The 17,271-nt window shown below is 72.9% G+C and carries 17 protein-coding genes; 8 read left to right on the forward strand and 9 right to left on the reverse strand.

The genetic code is table 11. From position 1 onward, the window contains the following. Nucleotides 1-34: 34 nt before the first annotated feature. The 3 genes from AB0G11_RS01605 to AB0G11_RS01615 are packed head-to-tail and all read right to left on the reverse strand — an operon-like array spanning nt 35 to nt 3,386. Nucleotides 35-1,453 (reverse strand): aspartate aminotransferase family protein, encoded by a 1,419-nt coding sequence (locus tag AB0G11_RS01605; RefSeq protein ID WP_357583220.1) that lies wholly within the window; start codon nt 1,451-1,453, stop codon nt 35-37. Continuing rightward, nucleotides 1,450-2,772 carry an MFS transporter gene (locus AB0G11_RS01610; protein ID WP_219509799.1) on the reverse strand — a complete coding sequence of 441 codons (1,323 nt, stop codon included), beginning with the start codon at nt 2,770-2,772 and terminating at the stop codon, nt 1,450-1,452. The genes AB0G11_RS01605 and AB0G11_RS01610 overlap by 4 nt, the downstream gene beginning before the upstream one ends. Next, nucleotides 2,769-3,386, reverse strand: coding sequence for a helix-turn-helix domain-containing protein (locus AB0G11_RS01615; RefSeq protein ID WP_357583223.1), 618 nt, complete (start codon nt 3,384-3,386; stop codon nt 2,769-2,771). The genes AB0G11_RS01610 and AB0G11_RS01615 overlap by 4 nt, the downstream gene beginning before the upstream one ends. Nucleotides 3,387-3,476: 90 nt before the next feature. On the opposite strand from AB0G11_RS01615, the gene AB0G11_RS01620 reads away from it, so the two are divergent. Beyond that, nucleotides 3,477-4,508, forward strand: coding sequence for a LacI family DNA-binding transcriptional regulator (locus AB0G11_RS01620; protein WP_357583225.1), 1,032 nt, complete (start codon nt 3,477-3,479; stop codon nt 4,506-4,508). On the opposite strand, the gene AB0G11_RS01625 is transcribed toward AB0G11_RS01620, so the two are convergent. Further along, complete coding sequence (locus AB0G11_RS01625) at nt 4,505-5,995, reverse strand: alpha-N-arabinofuranosidase (protein WP_357583227.1); 1,491 nt, start codon at nt 5,993-5,995, stop codon at nt 4,505-4,507. The genes AB0G11_RS01620 and AB0G11_RS01625 overlap by 4 nt on opposite strands. A 233-nt stretch (nt 5,996-6,228) precedes the next feature. On the opposite strand from AB0G11_RS01625, the gene AB0G11_RS01630 reads away from it, so the two are divergent. Next, entirely contained in the window at nt 6,229-6,651 is a 423-nt protein-coding gene (locus AB0G11_RS01630; protein ID WP_357583229.1) for an ATP-binding protein, read from the forward strand. 12 nt (nt 6,652-6,663) lie between these two features. Here AB0G11_RS01630 and AB0G11_RS01635 read toward each other — a convergent pair whose 3' ends face one another. Continuing rightward, on the reverse strand, nt 6,664-7,164 hold the full coding sequence (locus AB0G11_RS01635; protein WP_357583231.1) for an EF-hand domain-containing protein: 501 nt from the start codon (nt 7,162-7,164) through the stop codon (nt 6,664-6,666). A gap of 90 nt (nt 7,165-7,254) precedes the next feature. Between AB0G11_RS01635 and AB0G11_RS01640 the strand changes: the two genes are divergently transcribed. From AB0G11_RS01640 to AB0G11_RS01665, 6 genes are all read left to right on the forward strand, one after another. Beyond that, nucleotides 7,255-7,719: a hypothetical protein gene (locus tag AB0G11_RS01640; protein WP_219509805.1), complete on the forward strand. Its 465-nt coding sequence runs from the start codon at nt 7,255-7,257 to the stop codon at nt 7,717-7,719. A 132-nt stretch (nt 7,720-7,851) separates the two neighbouring features. Continuing rightward, on the forward strand, nt 7,852-9,399 hold the full coding sequence (locus AB0G11_RS01645) for an alkaline phosphatase D family protein (protein ID WP_357583233.1): 1,548 nt from the start codon (nt 7,852-7,854) through the stop codon (nt 9,397-9,399). Between the two features lie 7 nt (nt 9,400-9,406). Beyond that, nucleotides 9,407-11,014 (forward strand): discoidin domain-containing protein, encoded by a 1,608-nt coding sequence (locus tag AB0G11_RS01650; protein ID WP_357583235.1) that lies wholly within the window; start codon nt 9,407-9,409, stop codon nt 11,012-11,014. A gap of 95 nt (nt 11,015-11,109) precedes the next feature. Then, nucleotides 11,110-12,105: an ABC transporter substrate-binding protein gene (locus tag AB0G11_RS01655; protein ID WP_357583237.1), complete on the forward strand. Its 996-nt coding sequence runs from the start codon at nt 11,110-11,112 to the stop codon at nt 12,103-12,105. After that, nucleotides 12,102-13,160 carry an iron ABC transporter permease gene (locus tag AB0G11_RS01660; RefSeq protein WP_219509809.1) on the forward strand — a complete coding sequence of 353 codons (1,059 nt, stop codon included), beginning with the start codon at nt 12,102-12,104 and terminating at the stop codon, nt 13,158-13,160. Before AB0G11_RS01655 ends, AB0G11_RS01660 begins: the two co-directional genes overlap by 4 nt. Next, complete coding sequence (locus AB0G11_RS01665; RefSeq protein WP_219509810.1) at nt 13,157-13,918, forward strand: ABC transporter ATP-binding protein; 762 nt, start codon at nt 13,157-13,159, stop codon at nt 13,916-13,918. The genes AB0G11_RS01660 and AB0G11_RS01665 overlap by 4 nt, the downstream gene beginning before the upstream one ends. A 564-nt stretch (nt 13,919-14,482) precedes the next feature. On the opposite strand, the gene AB0G11_RS01670 is transcribed toward AB0G11_RS01665, so the two are convergent. From AB0G11_RS01670 to AB0G11_RS01685, 4 genes are all read right to left on the reverse strand, one after another. Next, nucleotides 14,483-15,373 (reverse strand): sigma-70 family RNA polymerase sigma factor, encoded by an 891-nt coding sequence (locus tag AB0G11_RS01670; RefSeq protein WP_357583239.1) that lies wholly within the window; start codon nt 15,371-15,373, stop codon nt 14,483-14,485. Nucleotides 15,374-15,407: 34 nt separating this feature from the next. Continuing rightward, nucleotides 15,408-15,791 carry a VOC family protein gene (locus AB0G11_RS01675; RefSeq protein WP_357583241.1) on the reverse strand — a complete coding sequence of 128 codons (384 nt, stop codon included), beginning with the start codon at nt 15,789-15,791 and terminating at the stop codon, nt 15,408-15,410. A gap of 100 nt (nt 15,792-15,891) precedes the next feature. Next, nucleotides 15,892-16,536 carry a hypothetical protein gene (locus AB0G11_RS01680; protein ID WP_357583243.1) on the reverse strand — a complete coding sequence of 215 codons (645 nt, stop codon included), beginning with the start codon at nt 16,534-16,536 and terminating at the stop codon, nt 15,892-15,894. Nucleotides 16,537-16,653: 117 nt separating this feature from the next. Then, a complete protein-coding gene (locus AB0G11_RS01685) occupies nt 16,654-17,226 on the reverse strand; it encodes a DinB family protein (RefSeq protein ID WP_357583245.1) in 573 nt (190 codons plus the stop codon). Nucleotides 17,227-17,271: the final 45 nt, after the last annotated feature.

Consider the following 17,271-nt stretch of genomic DNA (forward strand, 5'->3'; position numbering starts at 1 on the left):
TTCGTCGCTGAGCATGCTAGTGAGCGCGGCGGCGTCAGCCGTAGATCACCGACAGGAAGCGGACCAGGACGGACTCGCGGACCGGGGCCGGGAGGGCGTCCAGGACGGTGTTGACCACAGCCATGCGGGGCTGCCCGGTGCCGGGGCGCAGGTCGACGCCGACGGAGGCGGCCAGTTCGGCGAAGGCGGCGTCGTCCAGGGCGTCCAGGTCGAGGCCGGCGATCAGGTCGACGAGGCCGTCGGGCAGGGTGGCGGGGCCGATGCGCCGGGCGGCGGCGGCCGATTCGGCGATGACCTCCAGCATGGCGTCCACCCCGGCGAGCGTCACGCCGGTGACCGTGATGTGGAGGTTCGCCGGGATGCCCGCGTAGGAGAGCTGCGGTTGCAGGAACCAGCCGCGCGCCCGCGCCTCGTCGGCCAGGACGAACACGTCCACGTCGTCTCCGGTGAAGGCGATCAGCGTGGACTCCGGCTCGCCGAGCACCCGCAGCCCGTCGATCCCGGCGATCCCCTTGCGCAGCCGGGCGGCGGCCTCCAGCGTGGTCCGGCCGAGCTCCAGGTAGCCGTCACGGCCGAGCGCCTGGAGGGTGGCCCAGGCGCCGCCGAGCGGCCCGGCGGTGCGCGAGCTCTGCACGGTGGCGTTGATGATCGTGTAGCCGGGCCAGGCGGCGGACGCGAAGTAGGCCCTGCGCCGCAGCGCCGGGTCGGCGAACAGCACCACCGACGCCCCCTTCGGCGCGTACCCGAACTTGTGCAGATCGCATGAGATCGACGTCACCCCCGGCACCGACAGGTCGAACGGCGGCACGTCCGCCCCGGCCTCGCGCAGCCACGGCAGCAGCCACCCGCCCACGCAGGCGTCGACGTGGCAGCGCACCCCGGCCGAGGCGGCGACGGCGGCGACCTCCTCGACCGGGTCGATCACCCCCTGCGGGTAGGCGGGCGCGGACACGACGACCAGCACGGTGTCCTCGTCGATCGCGTCGGCGACGGCCTGGACGGGCACCTTGTACGTGCCGAGGTCCACGGGCACCGCCCTGACCTCCAGCCCCAGGTAGTGGGCGGCCTTGTGGAAGGCGGGGTGCGCGGTGACGGGCGCCACCAGGTTGGGCCGGGCCCGGCCGGCGGCGTCGCGGGCGGCCTTGACCGCCAGCATGATCGACTCGGTGCCGCCGCTGGTGAAGATGCCGTGGCCGCCGCCGAGCAGGTCGGCGACGGCGCCGACGACCTGCTTCTCCATCTCCACGATGCTCGGGAAGGCGGTCGGGTCGAGGCTGTTGACCTCCAGCATCTCCAGGTAGCCGCGGGCCGCCGCCTCGTGCACCTCGGGCCGCCCGGTGTCGTACACGTACGACGTCACCTGGCCGCCGCGCACCGGCAGGTCGTGCTCCCTGAGCGCGGCCAGCTCGGCCAGCAGGTCCTCGGGCGTGCGTCCGGTCGCGGGCAGGTTCACAGGGTCTCCTTGATTCGGGCGAGCCGCCCGTAGCGGGCGATGAACGGCAGGCTGAGCAGCATGAGCACGGCGGGCAGCGCGGTGAAGCCGAGCAGCAGCCCGGTCAGCGCGGCCGGCTCCTGGGCGACGGGCGTCTCGGCGGGCGCGGAGGCGAACCCGGACAGCGTGAGCACGAGCGCGAACAGCCCGGGGCCGAGCGCCAGCCCGGCGGTCTCGCCCGCCGTCCACAGCCCGGTGAACGCACCCGCCTGCGCGTGTCCCGTACGGGCGCTGTCGGCGTGCACGGTGTCGGGCAGCATGGCGAGCGGCAGGAGTTGCAGCGCGGCGTAGCAGACGCCGGCGACCGCGACGAGCGCCAGCGTGGCGGTGAGCGAGCGGGCCTGGACGGCGGGCACGAGCGCGAGCGTGACCAGCCCGAAGCCGACCGTGGCCACCAGGTAGCAGCGCACCGGGCCGTGCCGCCGGGACAGCCGGGCCCACACCGGCACGGCGGCCGTGCTGGGGGCGACGAGGCAGACGAACAGCACGGTCGTCAGCCCGTAGTCGCCCAGCCGGTAGGAGGCCACGTACGGCGCGCCCGCGAGCATGACGGCCACGCCGAGCGCCTGCGTGACGAACGCGGCGAGCAGCGCGAAGAAGGCGGCGTTGCCGCGCGCCAGCCGGAAGGCGGCCACGACGCCGAGCGGGCGCGGGCCGGGCCGCGAGTCGACCCAGCGGGTGGACAGCGTCGCGGTGACCAGCGCGACCGCCATCACCGCGGCCACGGTGACGCCCATGACCGCGTAGCCGCCCCGGCCGCCGCCGGCCAGGTCGACCACGGCCGGGGCCAGCCCGCCCGCGACGAGGATGCCGACGGTCAGGCAGACCACCCGCCAGGACATGATCCGGGTGCGTTCGGCGGGGGAGGCGGACATCTCGGCGGGCAGCGCCACGTACGGCACCTGGAAGCAGGCGAACGCGGAGGCCGCGAGCAGGAACGCGCCGCCCGCCCACAGCCAGCCGGGCACGTCGCCGGGCACGGCGAACATCAGCGCGAACGTCACCGGCAGCGCCGCCGAGCCCGCCAGCAGCAGCCGGGTCCGCCGCCCGGTGCGCACGGCCTCGCGGTCGCTGGCCGCGCCGACGAGCGGGTTGAGCAGCACGTCCCAGATCTTCGGCGTCACCAGCACGGCCCCGGCCACGGCGGCGGGCACGCCGAGCATGTCGGTCAGGTAGTAGAGCAGCAGCAGTCCCGGCACGGCGGAGAAGACGCCGGTGCCGACCGAGCCCGCGCCGTAGCCGAGCAGCCGCCCGCGCCCGAGGCGTCCGGCGGTCGTCACGGCGCCTGGCCTGGCAGGCCGAGCGTGCGGTGCAGCGACAGGTGCAGGTGGGCGCGGAAGCGGCGCAGCGCCTCGCGGTCGCCCGCGCCCCGGCGGCGGCCGTCGGCGTCGAGCACGCCGCCCTTGGCGAATCCGTGGACGCACCAGACCACCGACCACACCGCGTACTCCAGGTCGAGGCCGGGGTCGATGAGCCGCGACTCGACCGAGGGCCGCAGCGCGACGGCGACGGCGCCGACCAGCGGCAGGACGTAGCGCCGCTCCAGCTCGTTGACGTCGCCGGCGTCGGACAGCCACCGGTGCATCCACAGCGCGGGCACCTCGGGGCGGGCCACGCAGAAGTCGAGGTAGGCGTCGATCAGGTCGTGGATGGCGGCCACCGGGTCGTCGCCGGGCAGCTCGGCCAGCGCCGCCTCCAGCGCCTCGCGTTCGGCCCGGTGGGCGTGCTCCATCACCGCCAGGTAGAGCTCCCGCTTGCCGCCCACGTGGTAGTTGACGGTGGCGATGTTGAGCCCGGCGGCTTCGGCGATCCGCCTGGTGGAGGTGCCCGCGTAGCCGTGCGCCGCGAACAGCTCCGTCGCGACCTTGAGGATCGTCTCCGCTGGGGTGGTCACGGCCCGAACTTATCAATCGATTGATGGAGATAACAGGGCGCTGAATCCGGCCCTGTCCTGTTAGCGTTATCGGCAAGGGGGTGAGCGGCTATGGCCGGGAAGTCCGACGAACGCAGCCCGCGCACCAGGCCGGCGGTGCTGGGGGACGTCGCCGCACTGGCGGGGGTCTCGGCGATGACGGTCTCCCGGGTGCTCAACAAGCCCGACCGCGTGCGCGCCGAGACGCGCGAGCGCGTCCTCGCCGCCGTGCGCGAGCTCGACTACTGGCCCAACTCGGCCGCGCGCCAGCTCGTCACCGGCCGCTCCGGCGTGCTCGGCGTGGTCAGCATCGACACCACCCTGTACGGCCCGGCGTCCACGCTCTACTGCATCGAGCAGACCGCCAGGCTCAGCGGCTACAGCGTGAGCATCGCCAGTCTGAGCCTGCTGAGCCGGCACTCCATCGAGGAGGCCGTGCACCGGCTGCGCTCCCAGTCGGTCGACGGCGTCGTCATCCTCGCCCCGCACGAGTCGGCCGCCGACGGCCTGCGCCACCTGCCGCCCGACCTGCCCGTGGTGGCGGTCGACGCGGGGGAGGACATCCCGGTCCCGGTGGTCACCGTCGACCAGCGGGCCGGCGCCGAGCACGTCACCCGCCACCTGCTCGACCTCGGCCACGAGAGCGTGTGGCACCTGGGCGGGCCGGTCGACTGGCTCGACGCCAACTACCGGATCGACGGCTGGCGGGCGGTGCTGGAGGACCACGACCGGCCGGTGCACGAGCCGCTGCGTGGCGACTGGTCCCCGCGCTCCGGCTACGAGCTGGGCAGGCGGCTGGCCGCCGACCCGGCGGTGACCGCCGTGTTCGTGGGCAACGACCAGATGGCGCTCGGCATGCTGCGCGCCCTGCGCGAGGCCGGCCGCCGGGTGCCCGAGGACGTGAGCGTCGTGGGCTTCGACGACGTGCCCGAGTCGGCCTACTACTCGCCCCCGCTCACCACCGTGCGCCAGGATTTCGGCGAGGTCGGCAGGCACGCCTTCCACCTGCTGCTGGACCGCATGGCGGGCAAGGGCGAAGGGGCGCGGCGGCTGGTCGAGCCGCAGCTCGTGGTCCGCGAGAGCACCGCGCCACCGCCCCGCTAGGCCAGGTGGATCACGTTCCACGACACCGGCGGCAGCAGCACCCGCATCGGGTCGTGCTCGACGTCCGGGTTGGCGCGGGGGGCGATCCGGTCAGGATCGTCGGCGGTGTTGCGCGCGTACACGTCGTCGTCGGTCAGCGTGGTCGCGGCCGTGATGCGGGCGCGGCCCAGCGCGCGGGCGTCGATCTCCAGCGAGAGCGGCGCGTCCGTCGAGCGGTTGACCGCGAACACCGTCACGCCCGCGTCGGAGCGGGTGGCCACCGCGTGCAGCAGCGGCACCTCGCCGTACTCGGCGGTCTCGTAGCTCGGTGAGACCGGCTCGACGCGCAGCACGTCGCCGGCCGCGTGCCGCGACGCCTGGGCGAACGGGTGGAAGGTGGTCTGCCGCCAGGCCCGGCCGCCCGGCTCGGTCATGATCGGCGCGATCACGTTGACGAGCTGGGCCAGCGAGGCGGCCGTCACCCGGTCGCTGTTGCGCAGCAGCGTGATCAGCAGCCCGCCGAAGGCCACCGCGTCGGCCAGGTGGTAGTGGTCCTCCAGCAGCGGCGGCGCCACCGGCCAGTCGGCGGGCGGCTCGGCGGCCTGGAAGCGCGACATGTACCAGATGTTCCACTCGTCGAAGGAGATGTCGATGCGCTTGCGGGACTTGAGCCGGGCCCCGACGTGGTCGGCGGTGGCGACGACCGAGCGGATGAAGTACTCCATGTCGGTCGAGCAGGCCAGGAAGCTGCCCAGGTCGCCGTTCTTCTCCTCGTAGTAGGCGTGGCAGGAGACGTAGTCGACCACGTCGTACGTCTCCTCCAGCACGGTCGCCTCCCACGCGCCGAACGTGGGCATCCCCGAGCCGGAGCTGCCGCAGGCGACGAGCTCCAGGTCGCGGTCCAGCACGCGCATGGCGCGGCCGGTCTCGGCGGCGAGCCTGCCGTACTCGCGGGCGGTCTTGTGCCCGGTCTGCCAGGGGCCGTCCATCTCGTTGCCCAGGCACCACATGCGGATGTCGTGGGGCTCCTTGGCGCCGTTGGCGACGCGCAGGTCCGACAGGGCGGTGCCGGACGGGTGGTTGCAGTATTCGAGCAGGTCGAGCGCCTCGGCGATGCCGCGCGTGCCGAGGTTGACGGCCATCATCGGCTCGACGCCGGCCTTGCGGCACCAGCGCATGAACTCGTCGACGCCGACCTCGTTCGTCTCGGTGCTGTGCCAGGCCAGGTCGAGCCGGCGCGGGCGCCGGGACTTGGGGCCGATGCCGTCCTCCCAGCGGTAGCCGGAGACGAAGTTGCCGCCGGGGTAGCGGACGGTGGTGACGCCCAGCTCGCGGGTCAGGTCGAGGACGTCGCGCCGGAACCCGTCGTCGTCGGCGCGGGGGTGGCCGGGCTCGTAGATGCCCTCGTAGACGCATCGGCCCAGGTGCTCGACGAAGGCGCCGAAGGTGCGGCGGCGCACGGGGGCCACCCGGAACGCGGGGTCGATCGTCAGGTGTGCCGTCTGCACGTGGCTGCTCCTCAATACCGGGTCCCCCGATTGTTAGCGTTATCAGCAGTGGGGGTCAAGGGTGCGGAAAGCGGTTGCAGGGACGCCCTGACGGCGTCGTTCCTTACACGGGCCTGGCCGGACAGTAGCGAAGTTGTCACTTCCCCGGGACAGCCGGGGGTTCAACCTGGCAACCTCCTGTGTTCGTACAGGTTGGGGACGGCACCCTCCGCCCGGTTGAGGAAAGGGACGACATGCTGCGATCCGCTCCGCAGAGCCGAATCCAGTACGCATGGCCGCTGCCCGGCGACGCCTTGGCCGTGCGCCACGCCCGCACCACCATCCGGGACCTGCTGACCGGGCTCGGCCTGCCCGCCGGCCTCGTCGACGACGCGGTGCTGATGACCAGCGAGCTGGTCACCAACGCCCTGCTGTACGGCGACGCGCCGTACGAGCTGGCCGTGAACGCCGGGCGGAAGGAGATCGTCTGCGTGGTGGTCGACAGCGGCAGGCCGCTGCCCGCCCAGCGCCCGCCTGACCTGGACGCCGAGCGGGGGCGCGGCCTGCACATCGTGGCGGTGCTGTCCGACGGCTTCTACGGCTGCCATCCGCAGCGCTACGTCACGAGCCCCGACCGGACGGGCAAGGCCACCTGGTTCGCCCTGCCCCGCGGTTGACCGCCGCGCGCGTCAGGCGTCGCCGACGAGCAGCCGGTGCCGCACGTCCGCGTACTCCTCGTAGCTGATGCGGCCGTCGCCGTCGGCGTCGGCCTCCTGGAAGGCCGCCGCCAGGCCGTCGGCGGGACGGCTCCACAGCGCCCTGAACTCCTCGGCCGCCAGGGCGCCGTCGCCGTCGCGGTCGGCCAGCTCGAACGTGGCCCGGAACATCGGCGCGAGCACCTGCGACATCGTGCCGCTGCGCACCATCGACTCGAAGGACCGGACGTACTCGTCCAGCGAGATCTGCTCGTCGTGGTCGAGGTCCATGGCCCTGGCGTGCGACGCCCAGGTGGCCGCGTACGCCTCGACGACGGACCGGCCCTGGGGGCTGTCGGGGGCGACGCCGGCCGCGGTGCATCGGCGCTCGGCCAGCGCCACGTAGTCGTCCCTGGTCAGGGCGCCGTCGCCATCGGTGTCGAGATCCTTGAAGTTACGCTCGGCACACCTGCGGAGCACATTTCCGTCGTTCACCGCGACTCCTCTCGAAGAGTGATTGATTCACTACTCACAGTAACCGATACTTGATCAGCTCCCCCCGAAACGCCGACGATGGGGGAGAACATGAGGCTGTTCGTTGGGATCGGAATCGTCGTGGCGCTCGGCCTGGCCGGCGGCCTGACGGCCGAGGTCACCGCCCCGGCCCCGGCCCGTGCCGACCACGGCCCGCTGCGCTGGACCGACGAGTGGACCGGGGTGAAGATCAGGCCGCGGCGGCCCCGGCAGGACAGCGACGTGCGGGTGCTGGTCCGCTGCCCGTTCGAGGCCAACCGGGCCATCGTGGCGACCAAGCCGTTCAACCCGCCGGGTTCCTTCAAGTTCCGCCGCGAGCTCGGCATCGGCATCGACGACGGGCGCGGCTTCGACACCGAGACGATCGCGTTCGACGCGCTGCGCGGGCCGCGCCGGGTCACGCTGAAGTGCCTCAAGGTCACGATGTACGAGCATCCGCGCCGCCGGAAGGTCGAGGTGCTCAGCCGCTCGCACACGCACATCTTCGTGCGCAGGTTCAAGAAGGGGCGCTTCTAGCCTGTAGGGGTCATTCGTTCACCTGTCGTCTCGCCTGTGGTGTGTCGGCGTTCCTCGGTGTTTGATCACCGTATGAGAGGTTTCGCCTTCCCAGCCCCCGAACGGCCCAGGAACGACGAAAAGGCACACCGGATGACCCCCGCCTCCCGAAGACAACTCCTCTCCTACGCCGCCGGCCTGGCCGGGCTCGCCGCCCTGAGCCAGGCGCCCAGCGGCTGGACCGACTCCGCGCCCGCGCTGCCCGCCAACCCGTTCACGCTCGGCGTCGCCTCCGGCGACCCGCGCCCGGACAGCGTGGTGCTGTGGACCAGGCTGGCCCCCGAGCCGCTGGCCGACGACGGCTTCGGCGGCATGCCGCGCGAGCGGGTGCCGGTCCGCTGGGAGCTCGCCGAGGACGACGGCATGCGCCGGGTGATCCGCAAGGGCACCGCCACCGCCCACCCCGACCTCGCCCACTCCGTGCACGTCGAGGTGAACGGGCTGCGGCCGGGCCGCGAATACTGGTACCGGTTCGCCGTCGGCGGCGACACCAGCGCCGTCGGCCGCACCAAGACCGCGCCCGACCCGCGCAGCGCCCCCGAGATCCGCTTCGCCTTCGCCTCCTGCCAGCAGTGGGAGGCCGGCTTCTACACCGCCTACAAGGACCTGGCGGCCCAGGACCTCGACCTGGTCGGCCACATGGGCGACTACATCTACGAGTACGGCATCGGCGCCACCGGCGGCCAGCGCAGGACGCCGCTGTCGGCCGCGCACAACGCCGCCGTGATGACGCTCTCGCAGTATCGGCTGCGTTACGCGCTCACCAACTCCGACCCCGACCTCCAGGCCGCCCGCGCGGTCGCGCCCTGGTTCTTCATGGTCGACGACCACGACGTCGAGGACAACTGGGGCGCCGACCTGTCGCCCACCCGCATGGTGCCGGAGAACTTCCTGCGCCGCCGCGCCGCCGCCTTCCGCGCCTACTTCGAGAACCAGCCGGTGCGCCCCTCGACCCTGCCCGAGGGCCCCGACATGTCGCTGCACCACCGCCTCCGCTACGGCCGGCTGGCCACCTTCCACATCCTCGACGAGCGGCAGTTCCGCAGCCCCGCCAACATCACCCAGCGCCTCGACCCGAACCGCACCATGCTCGGCCACGAGCAGGAACGCTGGCTCGCCGACGGCCTGGCCTCCTCCCGCAGCACCTGGAACCTCATCGCCAACCAGGTCCAGATGTTCCAGCTCGACCGGCTCACCGACCCCGGGCTCCAGCAGCTCAACCCCGACACCTGGGACGGCTACGCCGCCGGCCGCGACCGCCTCTGGGCCGAGATCGCCCGCCGCCGCGTCTCCAACCCGGTGGTCATCACCGGCGACGCGCACGTCAACTGCGCCGCCGAGCTCAAGGCCGACTGGGCGAACCCCGACTCCGCGACCGTCGGCGTCGAGTTCATGGGCACCTCCATCAGCTCCGGAGGCAACGGCGCCGACATGACCGCCGGAGGCCAGGAGTGGCTGGCCGCCAACCCGCACCTGAAGTTCTTCAACAGCCAGCGCGGATACGTGCGCTGCACCCTGTCCCGCGATCTCCTGCGGACGGACTTCGTGGTCGTCGACCGGGTCACCACGCCCGGCGGCGGCGCCTCGGTCCGCAGGTCGTTCGCCGTCGAGTCCGGCCGCCCGGCCCTCCAGGACGTGTGAGGCCCCGATGAGACACCTACGGATCGCCGCCGCGACCGCCCTCGCCCTCGGCGCCCTCGCCGTCCCCGCCACCGGCGCCCCGCGCGTGCCCGCCACCCCCGCTGGCCAGGTGCTGGTCGTCCAGGCCGGCCTTCAGGACTCGGTACGGCCCGCCGACGCCCGCGACACCCGGGACCTCGACACCTTCGCCCGCCGCCTGGCCGGGAAGGTCCCCGCCGCGCCCGACGCCCTGGTGCTCACCGAGGTGCTCGGCCCCGGCGCCCGCCGCCTGGCCACCAAGCTCAGCCAGGCCACCGGCTACCGCTACCGCGTCATGGCCGCCGGGGAGCGCACGGCCTTCCTGCCGGACGGCGCCGTCCGCGAGAACGCCGTCATCCTCAACACCGACACCATGCTCGCCGAACAGCCCGGCGGCTTCCACCGCGTCCAGGACGAGGACCAGGCGTACGTGGCCGCCGCCCGGCGTGACGGGACGCTGCGGGTGCCACTGCTCGCCGCCCACCCCGGCGGCGACCCGGCCACCGCCGTGCCCCAGCTCGCCGACCGCTTCCCGCGCGCCCGAGACCAGGTCACGGTGCTCGGCGGCGACTTCCGGGCGGGCCGCTGCGCCACGCCGAGCAAGGACCAGGCGGCCGGCTGCGCGCCCCAGGCGTTCTGGTCGAGCCTGACCGGGCCCGGGGCGTACAGCGACGCGCTCTTCGACAAGGGGGACGCGCACGCGCGGCCGCTCACCGGCTACCTGTTCGCCCGCGGCGACGTGCTGGCGGCGGGCTACGACCGCGACCTGCCGGACGTGGCCGCCTGCAAGGCGGCCTTCGACGCCGGGCGGTCCGGGACCGCGCCGCCCGCGTGCCGGTCCGACTACTACGCCGACGCGCCGTTCAGCTGGGCGCTGCTCGCGGCCGGGCGGGACGTCCAGCAGGCGGTGACGCCCGCCCGCATCGCGCTCGACCACTGCGAGCTGGCCGTCCGCGTCGCCGACGTGGTGGTGCGGGCCGTCAACAACACCGGCGAGCCGGTGTCGCTGCCCGTCACCGTCGACGCCCCGGCGCCGCTCGCGGCCACCGCCCCGGCCGCGCTCGACGTGCCCGCCGGGCAGGGCGGCGGCGTCGTGGTCAAGGTCACCGCGCCCCGCGACACGCCGCCCGGCGAGCACCGGCTGACGGTCCGGGCCGGCTCCGAGACCACCGAGGTGCCCGTCACCGTCACCGAGACCTGCTCCGAGCCCGCCGTGTACGCCACCAGCTTCCACGCGGGCAACGGGCCCGAGCTGGCCGTGGACGGCGACATCGCGACGTTCTGGCACTCGGAGTATCAGCCGCTCACCCCGCTGCCGCAGTCGATCACGCTCAACCTGGGCGAGACCAGGCAGGTGAGCGCGCTGGACTACCAGCCGCGCTTCGACGGCAACCTGAACGGCACCATCCTCGACTACCACGTCTACGTCAGCGCCGACGGCAGGGAGTTCACCAAGGTCGCGAGCGGGTCGTGGGCGCTGGACGCCCGGCTCAAGACGGCCGCCTTCCCCGCCGTGACCGCCCGTTACGTACGGCTGGAAGGGACGCGCGGGCACAACGGCCAGTACCTGTCGGCGGCGGAGATCACGCCCCGATAGCTGCGAATAGTTCGCAATTGCTAGATTGGTGCGAGCTATGCGGCAGGGCGGACCCGTCCGCCCTGCCGCGCCGTACCACTCTGGAAGGTCCTCGCATGCGCTACTGGCTCGCCGGTCTGCTGCTCCTGGCGACGGGCTGCGCGGCGGCGCCCGCCCCGCAACCCCAAGCCGCCGGCAAGCACGTCACCATCGAGAACTGCGGACGCACCCTCACCTTCGACAAACCGCCGAGCAAGGTCGTCACCGGCTACCACCCCGCCCTGGAGACGCTGCTCGCCCTCGGGCTCCAGGACAAGGTCGCCGCCCGCACCAACTTCACCGAGCTCGGCCCCGACGGCTTCCTGCCCGGCCAGAAGCAGCACTACGACGCCATCCCCGAGATCTCCAGCACGATCATGCTGCCGCAGAAGGAGATCATGCTGTCGCAGGGCGCCGACTTCGTCCTCGACAACAGCATGGCCAGCTTCGACGCCGCCGGCGGATACGCCACCGTCGAGGAGCTCGACGCCGCCGGCGCACCCGTCTACATCATGGGCGGCTGGTGCAGCCCGCAGGAGCAGCTCGAGTTCACCGTCGAGGACACGCTCACCGACCTGCGCAACCTCGGCAAGATCTTCGGCGTCGAGGAGCGGGCCGAAGCCGTCGTCGCCGACCTCCAGGCCCGGCTCGACGACGTCCGCGACCGGGTCAAGGACCTGCCGCCCAAGCGCGTGCTCGCCACCGACGGCGGCGAGGGCCCGGTCAACGCCTTCGGCGGCGCCGGCATCATGAACCAGCTCATCACCCTGGCCGGCGGCGTCAACGTCCTCGCCGACGTCAAGGCCGACTACACCGAGGTCAGCGTCGAGAAGGTCGCCACCTCCGACCCCGAGGCGCTGCTCGTCCTCGACTACGCCAACCTGCGCGGCGAGAACATGCCCGCCGCCAAGGCCAAGGCCGACCTCGCGTACGGCATGACCAAGGGCAGCCCGCTCGCCGCGAAGAAGGAGTTCCTGCCCGTCCCCGCCGCCGCCGCGCACCCCGGCTACCGCAACGTCCTGGCCGTCTTCGACATCGCCCGGCACCTGCACCCCGAGGCGTTCAAGGAGTGAGCACCGAGGCGTTGACCGCCGTCCCGCCCACCGGGCGGCGGCGTACCGGATTCTCCCTGCTCGTCCTCGGCCTCGTTGCCGCCATCGTGGTGGCCACACTGCTGTCGGTCGGCATCGGCGCCGTCCCCGTCGGCGTGGCCGAATGCTGGGGAATCATCGTGAACCGGCTGATCCCCGGCACCGTCGAGCAGACGTGGACCGCCGCCCAGGAACAGATCGTCTGGACCTACCGGCTCCCGCGCGCCCTCCTCGCTCTGCTCGTCGGCGCCGGGCTCGCCGTCGTCGGCGCCGTCCTCCAGGCCGTCGTGCGCAACCCGCTCGCCGACCCGTTCCTGCTCGGCGTCTCCTCCGGCGCCTCCTTCGGCGCCGTCGTCGTGCTCATCGCCGGGCCCACCGTGCTCGGCGGCCTCTCACTGCCGACCGCCGCCTTCCTCGGCGCGCTGCTCGCCCTCGCCCTCGTGTACGCGCTGGCCCAGCGCAGCGGCCGCCTCACCCCCGCCCGGCTCGTGCTGGCCGGAGTCGCGCTCGCCTACCTGTTCCAGGCGCTCTACAGCTTCGTCCTCCAGCAGGCCCAGAGCGGACGCGCCGCCCAGCAGGTGCTCTTCTGGCTCATGGGCAGCCTCGGCGGCGCCCGCTGGGAGAACCTGCCCCTCCCCGCCGCCGTCATGATCATCGGCCTCGGCCTGCTCCTCGTGCAGCACCGCGGCCTCAACGCGCTCACCGCCGGCGAAGAGACCGCCCTCTCCCTCGGCATCCCCGTACACCTCTTCAGAGCCCAGCTCTTCGTCATCACCTCACTGCTCGTCGGCGTCATGGTCGCCGCCACCGGCGCCATCGCGTTCGTCGGCCTCATCGTGCCGCACGTCGCCCGCATGCTCGTCGGCGCCGACCACCGGCGCATGCTCCCGGTCACCGCCCTGCTCGGCGCCGTCTTCCTCCAGCTCGTCGACCTCGCCGCCCGCACCATCAGCGCACCCCAGGAACTCGCCCTCAGCATCGTCACCGCCGTACTCGGCGTGCCGTTCTTCCTCTGGCTGCTGCGGAGGCGCGCATGAAACTCACCGTCTCCGGCGTCCGCGTCGCCCTCGACGGCCGCCCCATCGTCCAAGGCGCCGACCTCGAAGTAGGCGAACGCGAACTCGTCGGCCTCATCGGCCCCAACGGCTGCGGCAAATCCACCCTCCTGCGATCCGTCTACCGCGCCCTGCGCCCCACCGCCGGCCTCATCGCCGTCGACGGCGACGAACTCACCCGCCTCCCCTCCCGCGAAGCCGCCCGCCGCGTCGCCGTCGTCCCCCAGGAAACCCCCGACGACCTCGACTTCACCGTCTCCGAAGTCGTCCACATGGGCCGAACCCCACACAAACGCGCCCTCGACCGCACCACCCGCGACGACGACCGCATCTGCGCCGACGCCCTCGCCCGCACCGGCATGGCCCACGCCGCCGACCGGCGCTACGCCGTCCTGTCCGGCGGCGAGAAACAGCGCGTCCTCATCGCCCGCGCCCTCGCCCAGCGCAGCGGGCTGCTCCTCCTCGACGAGCCCACCTCACACCTCGACATCCGGCACCAGCTCGAAGTCCTCCACCTCGTACGCGAACTCGACGTCAGCACCCTGGCCGTGCTCCACGACCTCAACCAGGCGGCGGCGTACTGCGACCGGCTGTACGTGATGTCGGCCGGCCGCATCGTCGCCGGCGGGCCGCCGGGCGAGGTGCTCACGGCGGAGCTCATCGAGGAGGTGTTCGGGGTGCGCGCAGCGCCGGTGCGCATGAACGGCTCCCTCGGCTTCGTCTTCGACCGCCTCCCCTGACGACATGGCCCTCACCGGGGGGCGCTTCGGGCGGGACGGCGCGGCCCTCACCGGGCCGGGAACAGCGCGGCCCTCACCGGGGGCGCTTCGCGCCGACGGGTTCGGGCTGTGTCCAGTGGGGGAGCCGAGCTCCCCCACACCCCCTTGGCAAGGGGCCTCCGGCCCCCTGCACCCCCGAGCGCCGCGCGACCGCCGCATGGCCCACCACCTGGGCGGAGAGCCGCTGGCACAGTGCACCGCGGCCTTGAAGCCGCACCTCTACCGTGGCCCCAGCCGGGCCTCGGTGTGGGCCGATGCGGCGGCGACCAGGGGCGTCGTCGAGCCCAGGACGCACCGACTGCCGCACGGCGAGCTGGGCGGCCCACAGAGCCGCCCGATCCTCCGGAAGCGGCGGCCGGTCCGGCTCTCGGCGGCCCTGACCAGCGGAGGAGGGTAGGCGCGCGGTCCGGATGGACTGGCCGCCCTCAAGGCTGGCCGCCCCTCAAGGCTGGCCGCCCCTCAAGGCTGGGCGCCCCCCAGGCTGGCCGCGCCGAGGGGCCGGTCGATCGGGAGGCCGGTACCGGCTCAGGCGGGGTCGGGGGCGGGGGCGGGAAGGGGGGTGGATGCTAGCCGGGGCGGGTTGGCCACGATGGCGATGGCGGTGATGCGGTCGTCGGTGACCGCGAAGGAGATGATCGAGAGCGGCGTCCCGTCCTCGCGCCACGAGACGTACCCGGGGAGGCCGTTGACGAGGACCGCCCGGTGGCGGGCGACGGCGCCGGAGAACAGCCGGGCGCCGGAGGCGACGGCGGTGGCGCCGAGGGTGACGACCTCGCCGCCGGGGGTGTCGACCGTCAGCCTCACGTCCGGGTCGAGCACGCGCAGCAGCGCCTCGAAGTCGCCGTCCGTGACGGCCTCGCGGAAGGCCTTGATGACCCGCCGCTGCTCGCGCCGGGCGATCATCGGGCGTTCGGCGGCCCGTACCTTCCTGCGGGCGCGGCTGGCGATCATCTTGGTGGCGTCGGCCGACTTGCCCAGGATCTGACCGATCTCGGCGAACGGCACCGCGAACAGGTCGTGCAGCACGAACGTCAACCGTTCGCTGGGCCCGAGCACGTCCAGGACGACGAGCAGCGCGAGCCCCACCGAGTCGGCGACCGACACGGTCTCGCCGGGCTCGTCGCCGTCGTCGACGGTGATCACGAGCTCGGACAGCCCGTCCCCGTAGGTCGCCTCGGGGCGGGTCCGGCGGGACCGCAGGACGTCCAGGCTGATCCGGCCGACCACGGTGGTGAGCCAGCCAGGCAGGTTCGCGATGGCCGTCGTGTCCTGGCGGGCCAGCCGGATCCACGCCTCCTGGACCACGTCCTCGGCGTCGGCGTGCGAGCCGAGCACGCGGTACGCGACCGCGCCCAGCCGGTCGCGCTCGGCTTCGAAGGCCGCGGCCAGCAGGTCCGGCCGGCTGGTGTCAGTCATCCTGTGGCGTTCCTCGGGTCGGCTTGCTGGTGGGTCATGGGCGGCGCTGCTGGCGGAGGGAGATCCGGTTGCCGTCCGGGTCCACCGCCTCGATGCGCACGCCGAACGGATAATCCTCCGGCTCGGGCTGGTCGAATGTCACGCCCCGCCGGCGGAACACCTCGAAATCCTTCCTCAGGTCGTCCGACTCGAGGATGAGCAGGCCCGCCTCGGCGTCCGGCTGCTTCTCGACCGGCTGCCCGGCGTGCGGCCAGAGGAGGAGCTGCACCGGGCTGTCGGCCACGGCCACGGTGAGGAAGCGCCCTTCCGGCCCCGGGAAGTCGATGCGCTTCTCCAGGCCGAGCCCTTCGGTGTAGAACCTCAGCGCCCGGTCCTGGTCGGTGACGGGGATCGTCACGTACATGATGTTCGTCAGCATTCCGGTGTCCCATCTCGTCGTCGGCCCGCGTCCGCGGCCGTTGCCCGTATGACGGGGAGGGGCGCCGGAAGGTAACAAGGCGGGGGAGTGTCCGAGCGCCTCAGTTCTTGGCGGGTGACGGGTAGAGGTCTTCGGCTCCTACCAGGACGATGCCCGGATCGGAGACGGCGCGGGCCCGGAGTTCGGCGGTGAAGCCCGTGGCGCTGTAGAGCAGGAGGCGGGCGGTCGCGGCGCCGGGCCGGTTCTGGGCGGTGAGCAGGGCGCGGATGCGGGTGAGCCGGTCAAGGTGGCCGAGGCCCATGACGTCGACCCATTTGACCTCGCCGATGCCGAGCAGGGGTTGCCGGTCGTCCTCGTCGAGGCCGTGGGCGACGACGTCGGGTTCGTGGCTGGTGCGGGCGGAGGGGTCGTTGACGGTGCCGGATCCGACCCGGTGCGGGAAGTCGCCCAGCAGGCTCTCGGGCGCGTAGTGGCGTGTCCAGTGGCGGCACAGGTGCTCGAAGTGCGGGCCGAGCACGTTCGCGGTGAAGCGCCGTTGCGAGCGCTGCCACAGGCGGGAGGCGTCCCTGGTGTGTTCCAGGTCGGACCAGATCGGGCGCATCACGGCGTGGTGGAAGGTGATCAGAGGCTCGGCGATGCGGATGCTCGAGCGGTTGTCCTTGAAGACGTCGGGTTCGCGGCTGACCAGGCCGCAGTCCTCCAGCACGGTGAGCGGGTGGGCGAGGTCGCCGGACTTGCGGCCCATGAACGAGGCGATGCCGCCGCGGGTGGTGTTGCCTGCCGCGATCGCGGCGAGGACGGAGTGGTAGAGCGCCGTGTGACAAGTGCAATTATCATAACTGTACTCATGCCGAAGTCCGGGTCAGGTGGACTTCTGGCCGTCGAGGGATTCGCGGAGGATGTCGGCGTGGCCGGCGTGCTGGGCGGTTTCGGCGATGACGTGCAGGAGGACCAGGCGGACGCTGCGCACGGCGCCCGGCTGGTGCCAGGGGGCTTCGGGCAGCGGGTGGGTGGCCGACAGCGAGGGGACGGCGGCGACGATCTCCTCGGTGCGGGCGGCGACCTCCTCGTAGCGGGCCAGGATGCTCGCGAGCGTGTCGCCGGGCAGCATCCGGAAGTCGTTCTGGTGGTCGATCATCCATTGCGGGTACTCGCGGGCGGTGCCGGCGGCGATGTCGGCCCAGGTGACGCCGTCGGGCAGGTCATAGCTCATGGCCGACGGGCCGTCGGCAGCGAAGCGCAGCCACTGCTCCTCCATGGCGGCGACGTGCTTGATCACGCCGCCGAGGCACAGGGCGCTGACCGTGGGGCGTTCGGCGAGCTGCTCGTCGGTGAGGCCGCGGACGGTGGCGGTCAGGGCGGAGCGGACGGCGGCGAGCTCGGTGAGGAGGTCGGCGCGCTCCGCGTCAAGAGTGGGGGTCGCGGGAGTGGGCATGGTGGTGGACCGGCCTTTCGGTGGGTGGTTCTCGGTACGGGGTCA

This window comes from Nonomuraea sp. NPDC023979, assembly GCF_040639085.1.
In the GTDB taxonomy this organism is placed as follows: Bacteria; Actinomycetota; Actinomycetes; order Streptosporangiales; family Streptosporangiaceae; genus Nonomuraea; species Nonomuraea ceibae.

Coding starts and splice junctions, on each gene's coding strand:
- AB0G11_RS01620 (WP_357583225.1), top strand. CDS start 3,477: ATGGCCGGGAAGTCCGACGAACGCAGCCCGCGCACCAGGCCGGCGGTG.
- AB0G11_RS01630 (WP_357583229.1), top strand. CDS start 6,229: ATGCTGCGATCCGCTCCGCAGAGCCGAATCCAGTACGCATGGCCGCTG.
- AB0G11_RS01640 (WP_219509805.1), top strand. CDS start 7,255: ATGAGGCTGTTCGTTGGGATCGGAATCGTCGTGGCGCTCGGCCTGGCC.
- AB0G11_RS01645 (WP_357583233.1), top strand. CDS start 7,852: ATGACCCCCGCCTCCCGAAGACAACTCCTCTCCTACGCCGCCGGCCTG.
- AB0G11_RS01650 (WP_357583235.1), top strand. CDS start 9,407: ATGAGACACCTACGGATCGCCGCCGCGACCGCCCTCGCCCTCGGCGCC.
- AB0G11_RS01655 (WP_357583237.1), top strand. CDS start 11,110: ATGCGCTACTGGCTCGCCGGTCTGCTGCTCCTGGCGACGGGCTGCGCG.
- AB0G11_RS01665 (WP_219509810.1), top strand. CDS start 13,157: ATGAAACTCACCGTCTCCGGCGTCCGCGTCGCCCTCGACGGCCGCCCC.
- AB0G11_RS01670 (WP_357583239.1), bottom strand. CDS start 15,373: ATGACTGACACCAGCCGGCCGGACCTGCTGGCCGCGGCCTTCGAAGCC.
- AB0G11_RS01675 (WP_357583241.1), bottom strand. CDS start 15,791: ATGCTGACGAACATCATGTACGTGACGATCCCCGTCACCGACCAGGAC.
- AB0G11_RS01680 (WP_357583243.1), bottom strand. CDS start 16,536: ATGGGCCGCAAGTCCGGCGACCTCGCCCACCCGCTCACCGTGCTGGAG.
- AB0G11_RS01685 (WP_357583245.1), bottom strand. CDS start 17,226: ATGCCCACTCCCGCGACCCCCACTCTTGACGCGGAGCGCGCCGACCTC.